A 17,513-nucleotide genomic window follows, 5' to 3' on the forward strand; every position below is an offset into this window, starting at 1 on the left:
TAAGTCCTCTATTCTTTTAGCGCTCCAATCATGACACCTTTCACAAAATATTTCTGCAAGAATGGATAGACGAGTAAGATTGGCAGCGTTGCTATAATAATAGTAGCATATTTAATGCTTTCTCCAATTGCCTCTTTATCCGACATAGCAGCGGAAGCAGCCATGGAATCAGTGCTATTCTGAATCAAGATTTCCCTTAATACCAGCTGTAGCGGATATAACTCCCTATTCCGGATATAAATCACTGCACTAAACCATGAATTCCAGTGCTGTACGCTGTAGTACAGAATCATAACGGCAATTACAGGCATAGACAAAGGAACTACGATTTGCCACAAGATTCGGAACTCGATAGCACCATCAATTTTGGCAGATTCAATCAAGCTTTCCGGAATTTGCTGGAAGGAAGTACGCATAATGATCAAATTAAAAGTATTTATGGCTACAGGAATAATTAATGCAAACAAGCTATCGCCTAAATGTAGCGTGTTATTAATAAGTAAATAGCTTGGAATAAGTCCTCCACTGAAAAACATCGTAAAAACAATACCTATCATAATTGGATCTCGCAAGATAAAGTTTTTGCGTGATAACGAGTAGGCTCCAAGAATCGTCATAACTAAGTTAAGTACGGTTCCGCCGACTACTACAAAAATCGTATTTTGATAGCCCGATAGAATATTCGGATTCGCAAATACCAGTTTATATGCTTCCCAATTGAATCCTAATGGATGCAGCAGCAGGCCACTGTTCCTGATCAGTTGATTAGATTCACTCAATGATGCGTTAATGACATGAATAATTGGATAAAGTGTCACAATCACTAACAAGATCATAAGTATTGAATTGAAAACATCGAAAATCTTCTCGCTTAACGGCGATTTATTCATCCTAAGTATCTCCTTAAAATAATTTATTTTCGCTAAGCGCTTTAGAAATTCGATTCGCACTAAATAGTAAAATGAAATTGATGACAGCTTGAAATAATCCAACGGCAGTCGTATAGCTAAATTGTGTAGACTCGCTGATTCCCTTCCGGTAAACAAATGTGGAAATAACGTCAGAGGTATCGTAGATGTTTGGATTATATAATAAAATGACTTTCTCAAAACCAATTTCTAGCAAACCTCCGACTCGCAAAATGAGTAATATCATGATCATCGGCAAGATACCTGGAAGTGTGATGTACCATATTTGTTTGAAACGTCCTGCGCCGTCCACCTTTCCTGCATCATACAATTCCGGATTGATCCCGCTCAGTGCTGCTAAATAAATGATGGAGGAAAAGCCGACTTCTTGCCAAATTTGTGAAACAGTATAAATGGTTCGAAAGTTACCAGGATCGTTGAGCAACGTGGAGCGCTCACCACCGAAAAAAGCTATGATCGCATTGATGAATCCATCTTTGCTCGTAAAATCCACGATCATCCCACAAATGACGATCAAGGAAATAAAATGCGGTAAATATGTGATCGTCTGGACAACTTGTTTGAATAGCTTATGTCTAATCTCATTTAACAACAAGGCGAGCAGGATAGGCGCCGGAAAAGTAAATAATAGTTGATAAATACTGAGCAGGAGCGTATTTTTTATAATTCTCCAAAAATAATAGCTTTCAAAAAACTCTCTGAAATTAGCGAGACCTACCCAATCACTACCCCGAATACCTGCGGTGACAGAATAATCTTTAAAGGCGATAATAGCTCCGTACATAGGTGCATACTTAAATATCAAATAATAAAGAACAACTGGAAGAGCCATCCAATAAATTTCCTTATTTTTAGTGAAATTTTTCCATACTGCGGAGAATGCCATTTGTAATTTACCTCCTTACTAGTTTAGTAACTCAAGTTTCCCAGTTTTAGAGAAAATCTCGCCAAAGCCCAAGACATCGGAGGTTTTGGGCTTTGGCGAGTATGCTATCCCTTATTTTCTTGATTTATAACGGTTATAGGCATCCTGTTGGATTTGAATACCGCGTTCGATATTGAATTTTTTCAATTGAGCCACATATTTATCATAATTTGCAATTGGCTCAGCCCCCATGATGAACTTGACAAACATTTCATCGCGGTACGTTTTGGTATCGGCCGTAATTTTGGACATTTCTTTTGCTTCATCTGTAGTGAAACTGGTCGGAGGCAGCAAGAATTTCAAGGAATTATCCGTATATTTGGCAAACAGCTTAATGGCATCCTTTTGGGCTGGTAATACGTAGTATTGATCCAGATATCGATCGTCATCGTCACCAACAAAGGGAGCATTCGACATGAAATATTTGGACATAGATTGGGCAATCGTTAATTTGTCCGGGTTATTCATAATCAAGTCGGTATAAACTGGTTGACCGTCTTTAAGTGTATAAGTTTGTCCTTCGACACCGAAGTTTTTAAGCAGGTTCCCCTCTTTACCGAACAAATAATCAACTGCCTTTACTGTCTCTTCCGGGTTTTTGTTTGACTTCGTGATGACTAATCCATTCTTATCCCACTCCCATGAACGGCCGGTATCGATAGGCTGATCGCCTTTCTTAAGAACAGGAAACTGCACAGCTGAAATTTTTGCTTTCGGATCCGTTTGTTGCAGTGCTGGCAAGTATTTTGACATACTGCTACCTACATAACCAAAGAAGGCTCCCGCTTTGCCGCTAGTGACTTTGGCATCAAACGTTTTTGAATCATTCGTGGCGAATTCTTGATCGATCAAACCTTCTTTGTACCATTTCTGGAAGGTAGCCAAAAAGTTCTTGTATTCATTTTCCATCGGGCCATATTTAACTGTACCGTTATTTAAATGATAGTCATAGCTGGTGCCAAATGCTTCGATAAAATTCGGTGTCGTCGGTCCAAAGACGTACATTTTGGGTTGAGCACCAATAAGAAGTGGAACTGCAGCTCCCTTTTTCTCTTTGAATGCACGCAGTACCGTTTCCCACTCATCAATCGTTTCTGGTGCCTGAAGACCAAGTTCATCCAACCAATCCTGCCGGATCATCATACCTCCGAACGTCTTATACTTACCTGTGCGAAGATGCGGGAGGGCATAAATATCACCGTTATCTGCTTTTATTTGCTTAGCTACTTCTGGATTCTCCGCCATTATTTTTTTCAAATTAGGCGCATGCTTTTCAATAAGATCATTTAGCTTGATGATAACTCCATCATTGTACGCTTTCACAACGCCTCCAGGCAGTTGATCCGCACCAACCATTAGAACATCTGGCAACTTGTTCGAGGCTAAAAGTAAATTTAACTGCTCATTTTCAGTCCCCACGGCAGGATGCTGGAAATCAAAGATGACATTCGTTCGCTTCTGCCATTCTTGCATACCCAGAATCTCGTTATAACTTTTGACTGTCACTGCAGCATTCACGTTTAGTCCTGTCCAAAATGAAATTTTGGGCGCGGGCTTATTGGAAGCTGTGGATGTGGATGAAGGACTAGTTGATTGATTCGCATTGTCCTTAGTTGTACCGCTTGAACACGCGGAAACAACGGTGAGGGCAAGAGTAGAACTGACTACCAGTGATACCATACTACGCATCGAGTATTTCATTTGAGTCTCCCCTTTTCACATGTTTTGATATTGGAATTTGTAATCACTTATTCAATTTAATAGAAATTAGGGTCTTTCGCATATCTCCCATTTTTGATTCGATATTGATATTTAAATACTGAAGGGTTTTCACCATTTACAAGGACTCTAACTAAGAAAAGCCTATTTAATAAAGGATATTTAACTTATGCAAAATGTTTATTTTACGATCACAAGGCAAATAAAGGACACATTCCTTATAGGAGGCGGGCCTGTAATTGCTGTTGAGACAGTCTGTACATATCCTTCTGCTTCAGCTTACTCACCGAATGCTATATAGTCTGACTAAACATGAAGATAGCTTTCCATTAAGGCTACAAATTCGGTTTTAGTCAGATTCAGTATCGATCCGTGCCTTTTCATGGTATCTCCTAAAAAATATTCATTTGAATTCATAATGCGAAAATGTCCACTTGATAAATCATCTGTGACCAACGGCAAATAACCTTTGTTGGATGCAAATTGATCGATCAACAGACACCATTCGTTACGATCATTGAACTTGAATACTGCCGGCCCTTCAACCCCGAGCACGCTATCTAAAACAGGTGCTTCTAGATCATGGAACCCTTGGCCTGTTAAAGATCCACTACGCTCAAGAATAATGCACTTTTTCTTTTCATCTTTAGAAAAGCGATAGTAAACATCACCCTCCTTGATGATTGAAGTATCTATGACATGATTTTCCCTCTCGATATACAACTCCGGCTTTGAAAAGCACTTGAAATCCTTGGTTCTGGAGCTGTAAATCATAAATTTAGACTCCTGCCCCTCGGTTTGCATCAAGGATGCCCAAAATATAAGATGTTCCTCTGATGCATCATCATAAATAGACTCAGGAGCCCATACACACCCCGCATCAGGGAGATCAATGTCTACGCTTCTCTCCTTGGACCAATGAACAAGATCTGTTGATTCCCAAATGATGATCGAGCGACTCCCTCTGCTTCGAGCTACTTCCCAACCTTTGTGGCTCGCAATGCGCAAATCTGTTGCAATGATATAGAACTTTCCATCTAAAGGAGAACGGAGAATAAATGGGTCACGAACACCCATTTCCCCAATATTTGATTTCAATACTGGTCTGCCATTATTTAAGTCCTTCCAATTCAAGCCGTCTTGACTTAGCGAGAAATAGACTTGTTCTCCTTCTTCCGACTCACCAGTAAAATAAACAAACAAATATCCTTCATAAGTTTGATCTTTCACACAATTAAATGACATGTTTGTCTTCCTCCTAGTGGTTTCCTATAAAATCAGAATACACCCTATCCTAGTAGGAGGATCGGGTGTATTCTGATCTTACTTGGATTTACTTAAAAACTCTGATGTTTGTTTTTCCACTTCTGCTTTTACTTTGTCAATACCGGCCGCATTTAATTTATCAGTAAGTGTATTGAATGCTTCATCAACACTTTTCACAGTCCCAATATAAATAGGATTCGCATATTGCGTTGAAACGTTAGCTAGATTCGCTAATTCTGTTTTTACCTTTTCTGGATTAAAGGAAAAGGCACCGTAAGTAACTGGAATTAAGTAATCTTTAACTTGGCTATAATGCTTAACATAGGAATCTGTCCAGTCTGCCATTGGTTTGAACAAATCTTTATTAACGAACCAGAAGCCAGCTGCATCGGCAGGATACGTATTCGTTGCAGAAGTTACGCCATCTGGTAATCCCAGTTTACCATCGGTGATTTTATAATTCTTTCCTTCAATACCAAAGTACGTAAGGTAAACATAAGCAGGATCTTCCATAATGAGATCAAGCGCTTGAAGTGCACGTGTTGAATTTTTCGAACCTGCTGCAATTGCCATTCCGTTATTCAACCAAGAGTTCTGTGGTGAGTGACCTTGTTGATCTACAGCTGCAATAACCTCAGTATCAATTCCTTTAGTTTTACATGCAGTCATTATAGAAGCCATATCAATTGTATTACCTAGTGCAATACCTGATTTACCTTCACAAAAGTTATCCTTTGAACGAATTTTATTGGCATATGGATTTTTATTAATATAGCCTTTGTCGTACCAATCTTTCATAATGTTTGCCGCATACTTCTGAGCAGTAAGTAGCGGTCCATTTTCAACCATAGAATATACTTTCCCTGATTTATCCGTATAATCATACGCAATACCCTGTGCCATTGGATCACCAGAATCTAGTGGTGCCTGAGTAAAGCCTACTTTATCAAGCATTAAGTATTTAAAAGGGGTGGCTAGGTCAAACCGATTATCCATATTTATAGGAACCATCTCCGGATAATTTGTTTTAACCGCTTCCAAATATGGTCCTAGTTCTGAAAACCGTTTAATCTCAGGTAAACCCGCTTTTTCACGGATATCCTTGCGTATAAGAGCTACGCTTACTTTACGGTCTGGTGTTGAAGTCGGAATCATATAGGATTTACCATTTACCTGAGTTGCTTTCAACGCTGATGGATCTAACTTTGCAGCGTGTTTTGGCATGTAAGTTTTCACCATATCTTCTGTGATTGGCAAAAAGGCAGATTTTGTAGATTCTTGCACGTAAAAGTTCCAATCTGCTGCAAATATCATATCTACATCCTCACCGGATGCAAGTACCAGTGGGTATTTAGATTTCACATCGCTCCAGCCAATGTATCTAAGATCAATTGTTGCATTAATGTCTTTCTTGAGCTTTTCATTAAGAGTGCTTAATACTTCAGGCATGCCTTTAGGTGCCTCACCTAATAGATATGTAACCAATTTAACTTCTTTTGAATTATCAATTTTCGGTGAAGCCGATGCCGCCGCTGGACTAGCACCGCTTGAAGAGACTGGACTTGGACTCGCTTCGTTTCTATTGCTTGAACAACCTGCTAAAAGTGTACCTACCGAGAGGACGGTAGCAAGTGTGACAACCATACTTTTTTTAATTTTTTTCAAAAAGACAACCTCCCTATTCTCATCTACCTTGTGGTTTCTATGTGAATCCTTTGAGGATTGCATAGCGGGTATTAGCCTTTAACAGCTCCAATTGTAACGCCACTTACAAAGTACTTTTGAACAAAAGGGAACAGAATGACAATAGGACCTGTTGCAATAACTGTTAATGCCAACTTAAATGTCTCCTTAGGCTGATCAAGGTTAGATACGTGCTGAGACATCGAAGATGACAAGTTAATGGAAGCCAGCATTTTATATAGTAAGTACTGCAACGGAACTAAATTCTCTTTATCAATGAACATGAGTGCCGTCCACCAGTCATTCCAATACCCCAGTGCTGTAAACATCCCAATGGAGGCAAGTGCTGGCTTACAAAGTGGAAGCACCAACTGAATAAATATTCGAAAGTCTCCAGCTCCATCAATCTTCGCCGACTCTATTAAAGCCTCTGGAATAGAGCTACGAATAAAACTTCGCAGAATTAGAATGTACAATACGTTAAAGAGCGGTACCAAAATCAATACTAACATTGTGTTTTTTAAATGCATGTACTTCGTAATCATGATGTAATAAGGCGCAAGACCACCGTGAAACAAAGTCGTAAAGAAGAGAAAGAAGGCAAGGGCATTGCGATACTTGAGCTCTTTTCGAAACAACACGTAGGCAGCCATTGAAGACAAGAAAAGTGAGACTACCGTACCAACCACTGTCACAATTAGAGATACACGGTAGGCCGACACAACATCTTGCGGGTACCTAAAAATGAATGCATAAGCATCAAGGGAAAAGTCTTTAGGTAACAGAGAATATCCTGATTTCAAAATAGTACTCTCTGATGACATTGAACCTGATAATAAAACAATGAATGGAATAACACACACTAGAGCAATGATTGAAATAGCCAGATAGGACATCGCTTGAAACATCGGTGCTGCATTTAATTTATTCTGTTGCATAGCTGATTCTCTCCTCCATTTCTCATCTACTAAAAGAGTGCTTGATCTTTGTCATACCGTCTTACAGCCCAGTTAGCTAGAAGAATAATAACAAGTGTCAAGACAGATTGGTAGAATCCGACAGAAGAAGCCATTCCAAAATCTTGTGTTCCAACTAGTGAGCGGAATACCAAAGTATCGATAATATCTGTTGCGTCCATAAGTGTTCCATTATTCCCAATCAACTGATAGAACATATCAAACTCTCCACGCATAATACGACCAAGTCCCAGTAAAAGTAAGATAATCATCGTCGGTTTCAACAACGGCAGAGTTATGCGAGTAATTCGTTGGAAGCGCGAAGCTCCATCGATTGTAGCAGCTTCGTAGATTTCTTGATCGATCCCGACTATAGCTGCCAGATACAGGACACATCCATAACCAATCCATTTCCATACGTATAAGAATGGCAATAATACAAACCAGTAGGAAGGATTTGCGTAAATGTCTAACGCCTCAAGTCCAATCTTTCTCAAGAGAACATTCACAATTCCGTATTCGTAATTAAGAAAATTGTACACAAATGCAGATACTGTTACCCATGAAATGAAGTATGGAAGGAACATAAGCGTCTGCGCTAACCTCTTGAACCATTTGTTATAAATTTCGGATAGAAAGATTGCAGCTGCTATTGAAAATACCGTGTAGGTCCCTAAAAAAACTAGGTTATACAAAATCGTATTTTTTGTAACTAACCAAGCTTTACCAGAGACGAAAAAATAATGAAAATTGTCAAACCCATTCCATGGACTAAAGAAAATACCTTGACGGTAATTGAAATCTTTAAATGCCATTACAATCCCTGCCATTGGAAAGTAAGCGAAAATAACGAAATAGATGGCCACAGGGATGAACATGAGATAAAGCACCCTATGCCTCTTCATTTCTTGTAGAAACAAAGCTATTCTTGATTTCTTACCGCTTTGTTCCAGTGTGTTAATCTGCTGTACTGTAGATGCCCTTGCACGCAATTCCCTCACCTCGTTGTCTCTTTCTTTATATCTTTATTATAAAGAGAGTGAGATTGGGCATATACGTGGCAAAGTTACGATTACCTTTGAAAAACTGTTATTTAACATACCTTAAGCTTCCTTTATTCAGGCAATCTTAAGATAGCCCTGGTGCCGCGACCTAACTCACTCTCGTATTGCAGACCGTATTTATTTCCATAAGTTAATTGAATTCGTTCAATAATATTCCGTACACCGAATCCACCAGTTCGTTTGCTTATTTGACCTGACATAACTTTCCTGATCTGCTCATCCGATAAACCAACACCATTATCTTCTACAATAATTACAATCTCTTTATCTGACCTTTCCGCTCTTATCGTGATCGTGCCCTCCTCTGAATCTTTTTCTAAGATGCCATGAAGAATGGCGTTTTCAACGAGAGGTTGTAAGATAATTTTAGGAACCTCTACTTCAAATAGATCAGCTGGCACATCAATGACAAAAGTGATCTTATTGCCAAAACGCATATTCTGAATATGGACATACGCCTCGACATGCATCACTTCATTCTTTAACGTAACCATTTCTTTCCCATTCGATAAGCTGAGTTTATAAAAAACTGCCAATTCATCCACGACAGTCGAAATATCTTTGGCATCTGATTCAATAGCCATAATATTGATTAAATCCAACGTATTGTATAAAAAATGCGGATTAATTTGCGCTTGAAGAGCCTTTAATTCCTTGTTCTTAACCTCGCGTCCTAGCTTATAAGTTTCATCCATTAGTTCAGATACATTTTGTACCATTTTATTGAAATTGTGAGCTAGCTCACCAATTTCGTCCTCACTGACAGGCAGCGGAGCCACCCCGAAGTCACCGTTTCTCACCTTTCGGATATGGACAATCATATTTCTAATACGTTTGGTAGCTGAACCAGCAACAAAAAATGATAGCGGTAACATAAGTGGAATGATCAATAAAAAAATGGAAATGAGTCGATTCCGGGCTTTCGTGCTAGAATTCAAAATATCCGAGTACGGTACTAGTAAAGCGAGTTGGAGGTCTGTGGCTGGAATCTCTTGAATACCGAGCAGCATGCGATTACCGCCTGTCACAAAATTCTCATTCCAATATTCCTTCCTATTCGAGACTACACCGGATTGCATGAGATGACCTAATACGTCATCATTGTTTTTAAAATTACTAGATGCGCTCAACAAGTCCCCTCTGTCATTGAACAGTAGTGCGGAGGCTTTCGGTGTCAATGAAGCGTGATCTAGGACAGCGTGTAGCGCTTTCTGTGAAATTTCTGCTCTTACGATGCCGTTGAACTGTTGAATATTATGAGAATTAGGAATCTTCCTGAGTATCGAAACCATATCTTCACCTGATTTAATGCCTAGCTCTGAAGAAGGTAGCCATGCGAATGCAACTTGGGAGTTATTGTACGCTTCATACCAATCCAAATTTTGAAGTCTATTAAGTGATAAATAGTCCGTGTTCTCAGTAGCTTCAGCCAAACCTTCTTTCATGTATATCTGAATAGCACTAATATCCTCGTTATAACGCGATTGAAGTAAGATTTTGGATAGTTTGTTAGCGTCTGATCCCCATAAATTTACATCTTCATATTGTTTAGGTTCTGCAATCACTAAAGATTGCACTTGATCGTTAAATGCAATAAAATTTAGCACTTCTGTTATTGATTCAGCTTTGTATTCCAAATACGACTTCGTTTCATCCAGTACCTTATGAGCTGCGAAGAGTGTTTGCTCTTCCGATTCCTTCGTCGTCATATTCAGATGGATGAATAGAAGCAACAAGAATGGCAATGTGAATAAACATATAAAAGCGGCAAACAATTTATATCTAATGCTTAAATTTGAATATTTACCAAATTTTATTTTTCTCATTTACTATGTTTCTCCCGATACTCAGAAGGTGTACACCCGACATATTTTTTGAAAAAGGTTGTGAAGTAATTTGCATCTGTAAAACCAAGGCGAGTCGCTAAATCATACAATTTAATGTCTTGCTCTCGAAGCAATTCCATTGCCTTATCAGCCTTTACTTGCGTAATATATTCCTTAATTGTTTGGCCTTTTTGCTTCTTGAAATAGGAACATAAATATGTCTCACTTAGATGTACATGATCCGCAATTGACTGAATTGTAAAGCCCTTTTCATGAAAGTGGGCATGAATATAACGAATCGCTTCCTTTAACTTACCCGTTCCTCCGTTTATGCCATTGGTTTCCTTCTTGAATGGCTCTAAAAATGAGAGAACATACGATTTAAGAAGGCTCAATGTAGGAATTCTATCTAACTCTTTCCATATATAACGATTCTCCACTTCCTCGGTCTGCTCCATGAGCCCCTGGATAGTAGCAATTTCTAACGTAACAAGCAGCAATTGAAAATAAGCATCTTTCACCCTGACGATGTCCAAATCCTTCTTAATATATGCGACTCTTGTCCAGTTCTCAATAATGGAACTCGCCTCACTCAGTTCTCCTTTTCGTAGCAACTCCCGATATTGTCGGAGCTGCTCCCGATCTGTTTCGAAGGGCTCATTCTGACCTAAGGCATCACCGAAGAGGAGCGGATTGCCCTCCTTATAAAAATGCATATTCCCCGCCTCAAATGCCGTTTTATAGGAACGATGTATCCAATCAAGACCCTTCACAGGTTCGCCTACACCTACCTGCAGTTTTATTTGCGGGTCAATCATCGCTCTTAACTCACTATATAGTTGTTCCAACACATCGCGGCTATTTTGGTATGCGCTTCCATAAGATTCGGGCAAAATGAGGATGAGCCAATTGATAGCATCGAATCCGCAAAGTCCACCTAATGTCATCATAAGTGGATGTTCATTTAGTTGATGAAGCAGTTTCTCTTGAATGAGACCAGGATCTTCCGGCAGAGTTGCAGGTACCCAGTACAAAGAAACAGCCATTACAGTAAAAACACCGTCAATTTGATACGGTAATGAATGCTGATAACGCAATAAATTAATCATTTCTTGTGATGTTCCCTCGGATATCAATCTTCGTACGATATCTTGTTTGAGGAATGGCAAGCTCCGCTCATAACCTGCTTCTAGCTGCTTTTCTCTTTTAACTCGATCATCTTCCTCTAATCGCTGAGATACTGCGGCTTCCACAGCAGTTCGAACAATTTTCAAGTTAATAGGCTTTTCTATATAGTCTGCTGCCTTTAATTGAATGGCGGAAAGGAGATAATCTTTATCGGAGTAACCGCTTAAGAATACGATTTTGCACAGCGCATCTGTCCACCGAAGGCGCTTTGCGAATTCAATACCATCCATTTTCGGCATACGAACATCGCAAAGTACGATATCTGGCCGCCATCCCGCACAAATCTGAAGTGCATCTTGGCCATTACGAGCCGTTTGAACCTCCGTAATTCCTATCTCTTCCCAAGCAATATGTTTACGAAGCAGTTCTCTCGTTCTTTCCTCATCATCTACAATCATTAACCTCATTCCGAATCCTCCTCTATGCAAAAAGTGAAAAAATAACAGAAAGCAGGCCGCCATAGGCGGTCTGCTACAATGTTCACTATCCTGTTAGTTATCCATTATTATAACCCGTATCTTATGGTAACTAATATCCTAAATTTGTTTAAATGTCTGCTTATCATCACGCGCATCAATCCGATATTGTACCATGCAGACATCCTCCTAGATCTATTTCCATATAGTATAGATTGAATAAGAAGCCATGTATCGCTGCTAAAGTTACGAAAAGCTTTGAAAACTTAAGCTTTAATTGGCTTACTATGCCTAAAACTCTGCAGCTTCAAAAAATAACACTTATCCATCTTCACGGTATTGCCCCGGTGTCATGCCAACCATTTTACGAAAGGAACGAATAAAGTTAGCCGAGTTGTTGTACTGCAACCGCTCAGAAATTTCAGCAATCTTCATTGGGGTCTCCTTAAGCCATTTCTTCGCCATGTCAATTCGATATTGCGTCAAAAATTCGCCGAAATTAATACCTGTCTCCTGTCGGAAAACACGGCTTACATAGTGGGGATGATAGTTGATGCGGGAGGAACAATTCTCGAGTGTCAGATCCGAATCAAATTCCCGACTAATCATATCAATCACTGCCTCAGAGATATGCTTGAATTGCGAATCCCGACGATTACTCAGCTCCTGTATATAAGGATGCACAAACATCGACCAAAACCAGTGCTCCATCTCTTCCATGTTCCGAAGTTTGAACAAAGACTGTATCAAGGAAGCTTCATCTTCAGCAATCTGGTCCAAAGGGATGGACAACTCCTGCCCGAATTTAAGCAGATCCACCAGAAGTCGCATTAATGAAAGCTGATAGTCACGATGCTGCGTATGTGGTTTGAACAGCTCCCCGATAAAATGCTTCAATGCTTGCTCTGACTGTTCCAGATCCCCTGCACGGACCGCATCGAACAAGACCTGCTCCCCTTCTTGAGGGAACATATAAAGATTACTCTTCTGTGGCTGCACATCTTCAATAAACAAAATAGACTCTTGCCCCAGTCCTACTCTGATCTTCAACGAGGTCATAGCTTCATGCAGTGCTTGCTGAGTATCCCCCAACGAGCTGAAAGGACTACTGATTCCGATGCTTACCTTTATTTCTAAATATTGAAAAATAGCCTTTTGGATCTCGTCAGATAAGTTGAAAATCTGCTCCTTAAAGTCCGTTCCCTCTTTTGATGATCCAATCAAAGTAACTTGGCAATCCGCTTTGACAATCGGCAGCAACCTTTGCTCTGTCAGCACAAGTTCGCCAACAATATTATTGATGGCAAACATGAGTAAATCTCGATTCGCCTCTTCATACCTGGTATCCTTGAGTGTGTCGATTTGAACCGCTACAACGTACATGGAGGGCCAAAGCTTTTCCAAACCATATAAGCTCAATTTTTCCACAAAATCTCCTGGATGGATCGTTCCGCTAAACAATTTTTGCATGAAAAATTCCTTAAGCTGTACCTGTTGTCCCTTGAGCTCATTCATTATTAGTGACTGATTTTTGATTAAATAGTTGACTCGTTCCCCAATAACCTGAAGCTCGCCGACTGGTTTTTCATCATTAACCGAAGTCGAAATACTTGTAAGAGCCGTATATATGGATTGAATCGGACTGTACATCCGCTTTGATCCGAACCAAGCAAGTACTAACGTAACCAGCAGGATGACCATGCATACGAGTAACGTAATCCATCCGATGATTTTATTCTGTTCGTTCACTTCCTCGTTAGAGGCAACAGAGATATAGCTCCAGCCATTATACGAGGATTTTCGAAAAGTAACCGTCACTCCCTCTCCTTCCAGCTCGGTAGCATATTGCCCGAAAGAATTCTTTGCATCGAAGAGAGGCTTTAAGTAAGATTGACCCACCATGCTAGTTCCCAGCTGATTTTGGTCACGGTGATCAATAATATGGAGATTCTTATCTAGTATAAACGTGCTGCCAAGCTTGCCCTTTTTAATCGCATTTAGCTCCTTAATAATATCGGACGACATCACGACGCAGATAATGCCAATAGGGTCGACAGCGTTTATAGGATATTTCTTCACAAAGTAGATATTCTGATTGTCATCCAGCAAATCATTCGTTCTACTTGCCCAAAAAGAACCTCCCGCTATGTGAGAGAATGCCTCTAACTGCGGTCTGAAATCTGGCGAGATATATTCATTAACACCTTTGCTTGTGACCATCCATTTCTTGCTTGTGCTAAAAAGAAAAACATCCTTGATGCCAAGTTCATAAGTTTGAATCAGTGAAATTCCTTTATATAGCTCGTGCACCATTTGGAAATCATAATTGGTTAACTCTTTTTCGAAGGCGCCAGTGACAACAGGGGACTGCAGCAATTGCGTTGCCGAGTTATCGACGGTTCTCAGCGTCTGCTCGACACGCATTTGCATTTGCTCTAAAAGTTGCTTATTGCTCTCGTTTACTTTCTCCTGTACGGTTCGAGAGGAATTGTAATAGGCAAACGTGCCCAGTAGAATGACTGGTATGGTGCCAATCAATATAGACAATAACATCAATTTCAAAAAATAAGACGGGGATCGAAATCGCATAATGCCTCCAAGTTGAACTTCCTTAATAGTACTTCAAGTTTACATGAATATGATTAACTTAGCCATTCACACTCATACGGTAAGCCCATCATATCGAGAGGTCTTGATTGTTGTCGATAGTCCCTGCTTGTTCAAAGTGTTTACTACGTGCCATTAACCTGGCATTACCCTAAATAGTCTTTAGTTGCACTCGTTGTCATGGGTTGATATTTGGTTTCTACAGAAATAGCCCCGCATAGGATAAACAGGTGATACTTTCACCTGTCTGTCCTGTGCGGAGCATTTGTGCCCATTTCCAATTAAAATGTTGAGTTTAGCAGCCATTGCCGAATAAATTGTTCTGCGTGCCCAGTACAGCGGCAAGAAACGCTAGCGTAAGCCCTTGTCCCCAGCCCTGAATGCGTTTGTCTGGTACGTTCCTATACCCCTCCGCATCATTCATGACCGCGGTGCCAGCAGAAACCCCAGTTACCGTGCCATCCGCGTTAATGCGTTCTAAGATACCGTCAATCGACTTCTGTGTGTACTTATTATATAAGCGACCCCTGGTTAACAAGGCTGTCGCTATCCCTGCCGATCCCGAAGTCTCAAGCGGGGAGACTGGATCATCAACAATCGTATGCCACAAGCCGGATTCGTCTTGAAGACGCACAAGCGTACTCAACTGATCACGAAGCGAACCGTCGATGATCATGAATGACGGATGTGTAACTGGAACAAGATCAAGCGCCCGCGCCATCGTCAGGGCTGCCCAGGAGTTACCGCGCGCCCAATGGATAGCAGAAAGATTATTTTTCACAATGTGGTCCCAGCCATGAAAGTACAAACTCGACGTAGGATCCTGCAAGAAATTCTCATGTCCGTGGTACTGCTTGAGCCCATCCTCGATATAGTCCTGGCGGTTAAGCAAGGTGCCGATACGAAGTAAGAAATATCCGGCCATGAACATCGTATCCACCCAAGCCTGTTCTGGGAAATTGTAGGTTTCTGAATTAACGGTATGCTGAAAAATACCGTCGTCAAAACGCACTGCCTCGTGTGTTAAAAACTCCGCCATGTCCTTAGCAGCATCCAAATATCTGTCGTTCTGTGTGACTTGATATATTGTTAGCAGCGAATGGCCAATTGATACTGCGTTAACGGATAACTTCGGCAACCCGTCTTCCATATTTTCGTCGACCCAAGCCTGCAATTTGGTTAAATACTCTTTCCTGCCAGTTGCCGCATAAGCTTCACAAACACCATAAAATGCAACCCCACCTGGCCAATCCCAGCTAAAATCCATCTTGAACGTGCGTTCTACGACCCGATCGATAACTGACCGAATCTTTTCTTCGTCGAATAGTAACTTCGGCATCGCTTCTAAATCCCTCTCCCATTGAAGATGTGTGAGGAGGAAAGGGACCTATGCCCCTTCCTCAACAAGCCACTTTACTTAGCTACTTTAGCGTATTCTGTATTAAATTCCTCGATTACCTTGCTTCCACCGCTTTGCAACCATTTATCAACTGTCATCTTCCAGTCATCCTCATTAATCGCACCCATGATGAATTTTACTGTGGCATCCGCAATGATTTTTGAGAGCTCTTTGCCCTTCTCAATCTCCGTATTGGAGATAAATGATGCAGCTGGATTAGCTATCGCTATCGTGGCATTGTCTTGGAACAGCTTCGTGCTGAGCTTCTCCAGCTCGGTTCCATAGTTGACAACTTGATCTTGCATAATCATAAACTGATTGCCGTCCGTAATTTCCGCTTTAATTTTTGGATCCTGATTTGACTTATAGCTGCCGTTCTCAATCGTGTATTGCTTTCCTTCAATCCCATATTTCATCAGGTTTTGATTATCTTTTTCGGATACTTTATCGAAATAGGTAAGAATTTGTTTGAGTTCAGCTTCCGTTTTCACACTCGTCTTCGGAATCACGTACATTCCTAAATAGCCTGCACCAGCACGGGTTCTTTCACCCTTAGGACCTGAGATTCGGTTAATTAAATTTATTTTTGCATTCGGATCCACTTTCTTAATGCTATCCTCAATATTTTTACCGTCAAGCATATTATCGATCCAAAGCCCAGTTTGACCTTTATTAATAACTGCACGGCCGTCCTGTACAAGCGCGAAATCCTGATTAATGATTTTTTCATCATACAATTTCTTGTAGAACTTCATTGTATCCAAGTATGCTGCCGTCATATGAGCTGGAACAAGCTTGCCGTCCTTCAGCTCCCACTCGTTGGGACCACCCATATAGACCAGAATATCTTTAAATCCAGCTATATTATTCCCTTGCATCCCAACAGCAAGTCCAAGCGTATCCTGTTTACCATTTTTATCCGGATCCCCAGTAGCGAAGGATTTGAGAACCTTATAGAGCTCATCAACGTTCTTCGGCGCCTGTAAACCCAAGTTTGTTAACCAATCCTGACGGATCATCAAACCGAATCGAGCCAGATCTCGCTCACGATATACGCCATAAATTTTTCCGTCGATGGATACGTTCTTCAGTACGATGTCCGACATCTTGCTCAGATTCGGATAGTTTTTCAGATACGGTCCAACCTCCCAGAACATACCGCTGCGGGCAGCGTTAACAATATTAGAAGCCTTCGGTTCCAGCGCAACAAACGTTTTCGGTAGCTCGCCAGATGCAACTGTCGCGCTTAATTTATCTGAGTAGGTTGAGGATGGTACCCAAGACACCGTAAGTTTTGAATTTGTCTTTTCTTCGAGCGCTTTGAGTACAGTGCTATCTGTGGGCATTTGCTCGGCGCCGTAGGTCGGCAGCATCATCGTTAACTGCAACGGTCCTTGATTCCCCCCGGCATCACCATTACCTTGTGGTGTAGTTTCATCCTTCCCACCACAGGCTGTAAGAACAAGTGCAACTGTTGTGAGCAAAGCTCCTGCTTTCACCATTGTCTTCTGATTTCTTTTGTTCATTTTTATATC

At 40.7% G+C, this 17,513-nt stretch carries 12 protein-coding genes; all 12 read right to left on the reverse strand.

The genetic code is table 11. From position 1 onward, the window contains the following. Positions 1-8: 8 nt before the first annotated feature. Positions 9-890, reverse strand: a complete 882-nt coding sequence (locus AC58UX_RS09085) for a carbohydrate ABC transporter permease (protein WP_497251622.1) — start codon at positions 888-890, stop codon at positions 9-11. 13 nt (positions 891-903) lie between these two features. Next, on the reverse strand, positions 904-1,815 hold the full coding sequence (locus AC58UX_RS09090; protein ID WP_497251624.1) for an ABC transporter permease: 912 nt from the start codon (positions 1,813-1,815) through the stop codon (positions 904-906). Positions 1,816-1,926: 111 nt separating this feature from the next. Beyond that, the gene (locus AC58UX_RS09095; RefSeq protein WP_497251626.1) at positions 1,927-3,543 is read right to left on the reverse strand and encodes a type 2 periplasmic-binding domain-containing protein; all 1,617 of its coding nucleotides are present in this window, start codon (positions 3,541-3,543) and stop codon (positions 1,927-1,929) included. A gap of 336 nt (positions 3,544-3,879) precedes the next feature. Further along, on the reverse strand, positions 3,880-4,818 hold the full coding sequence (locus AC58UX_RS09100; RefSeq protein WP_497251628.1) for a glycoside hydrolase family 43 protein: 939 nt from the start codon (positions 4,816-4,818) through the stop codon (positions 3,880-3,882). A gap of 78 nt (positions 4,819-4,896) precedes the next feature. Beyond that, positions 4,897-6,504 carry an ABC transporter substrate-binding protein gene (locus tag AC58UX_RS09105; protein WP_497251630.1) on the reverse strand — a complete coding sequence of 536 codons (1,608 nt, stop codon included), beginning with the start codon at positions 6,502-6,504 and terminating at the stop codon, positions 4,897-4,899. Positions 6,505-6,575: 71 nt separating this feature from the next. Then, a complete protein-coding gene (locus tag AC58UX_RS09110) occupies positions 6,576-7,460 on the reverse strand; it encodes a carbohydrate ABC transporter permease (protein ID WP_497251632.1) in 885 nt (294 codons plus the stop codon). Between the two features lie 29 nt (positions 7,461-7,489). Then, positions 7,490-8,383 carry an ABC transporter permease gene (locus tag AC58UX_RS09115; RefSeq protein ID WP_497252137.1) on the reverse strand — a complete coding sequence of 298 codons (894 nt, stop codon included), beginning with the start codon at positions 8,381-8,383 and terminating at the stop codon, positions 7,490-7,492. Between the two features lie 209 nt (positions 8,384-8,592). Next, positions 8,593-10,368: a sensor histidine kinase gene (locus AC58UX_RS09120; RefSeq protein ID WP_497251634.1), complete on the reverse strand. Its 1,776-nt coding sequence runs from the start codon at positions 10,366-10,368 to the stop codon at positions 8,593-8,595. After that, positions 10,365-11,963: a response regulator gene (locus AC58UX_RS09125; RefSeq protein ID WP_497251636.1), complete on the reverse strand. Its 1,599-nt coding sequence runs from the start codon at positions 11,961-11,963 to the stop codon at positions 10,365-10,367. The genes AC58UX_RS09120 and AC58UX_RS09125 overlap by 4 nt, the downstream gene beginning before the upstream one ends. A 330-nt stretch (positions 11,964-12,293) precedes the next feature. Further along, a complete protein-coding gene (locus AC58UX_RS09130; RefSeq protein ID WP_497251638.1) occupies positions 12,294-14,561 on the reverse strand; it encodes a helix-turn-helix domain-containing protein in 2,268 nt (755 codons plus the stop codon). Positions 14,562-14,874: 313 nt separating this feature from the next. Next, positions 14,875-15,918, reverse strand: coding sequence for a glycoside hydrolase family 88/105 protein (locus AC58UX_RS09135; RefSeq protein WP_497251640.1), 1,044 nt, complete (start codon positions 15,916-15,918; stop codon positions 14,875-14,877). Positions 15,919-15,992: 74 nt separating this feature from the next. Further along, a complete protein-coding gene (locus AC58UX_RS09140; protein WP_497251642.1) occupies positions 15,993-17,504 on the reverse strand; it encodes an extracellular solute-binding protein in 1,512 nt (503 codons plus the stop codon). Positions 17,505-17,513: the final 9 nt, after the last annotated feature.

It is taken from the genome of Paenibacillus sp. J22P90 (assembly GCF_059692195.1).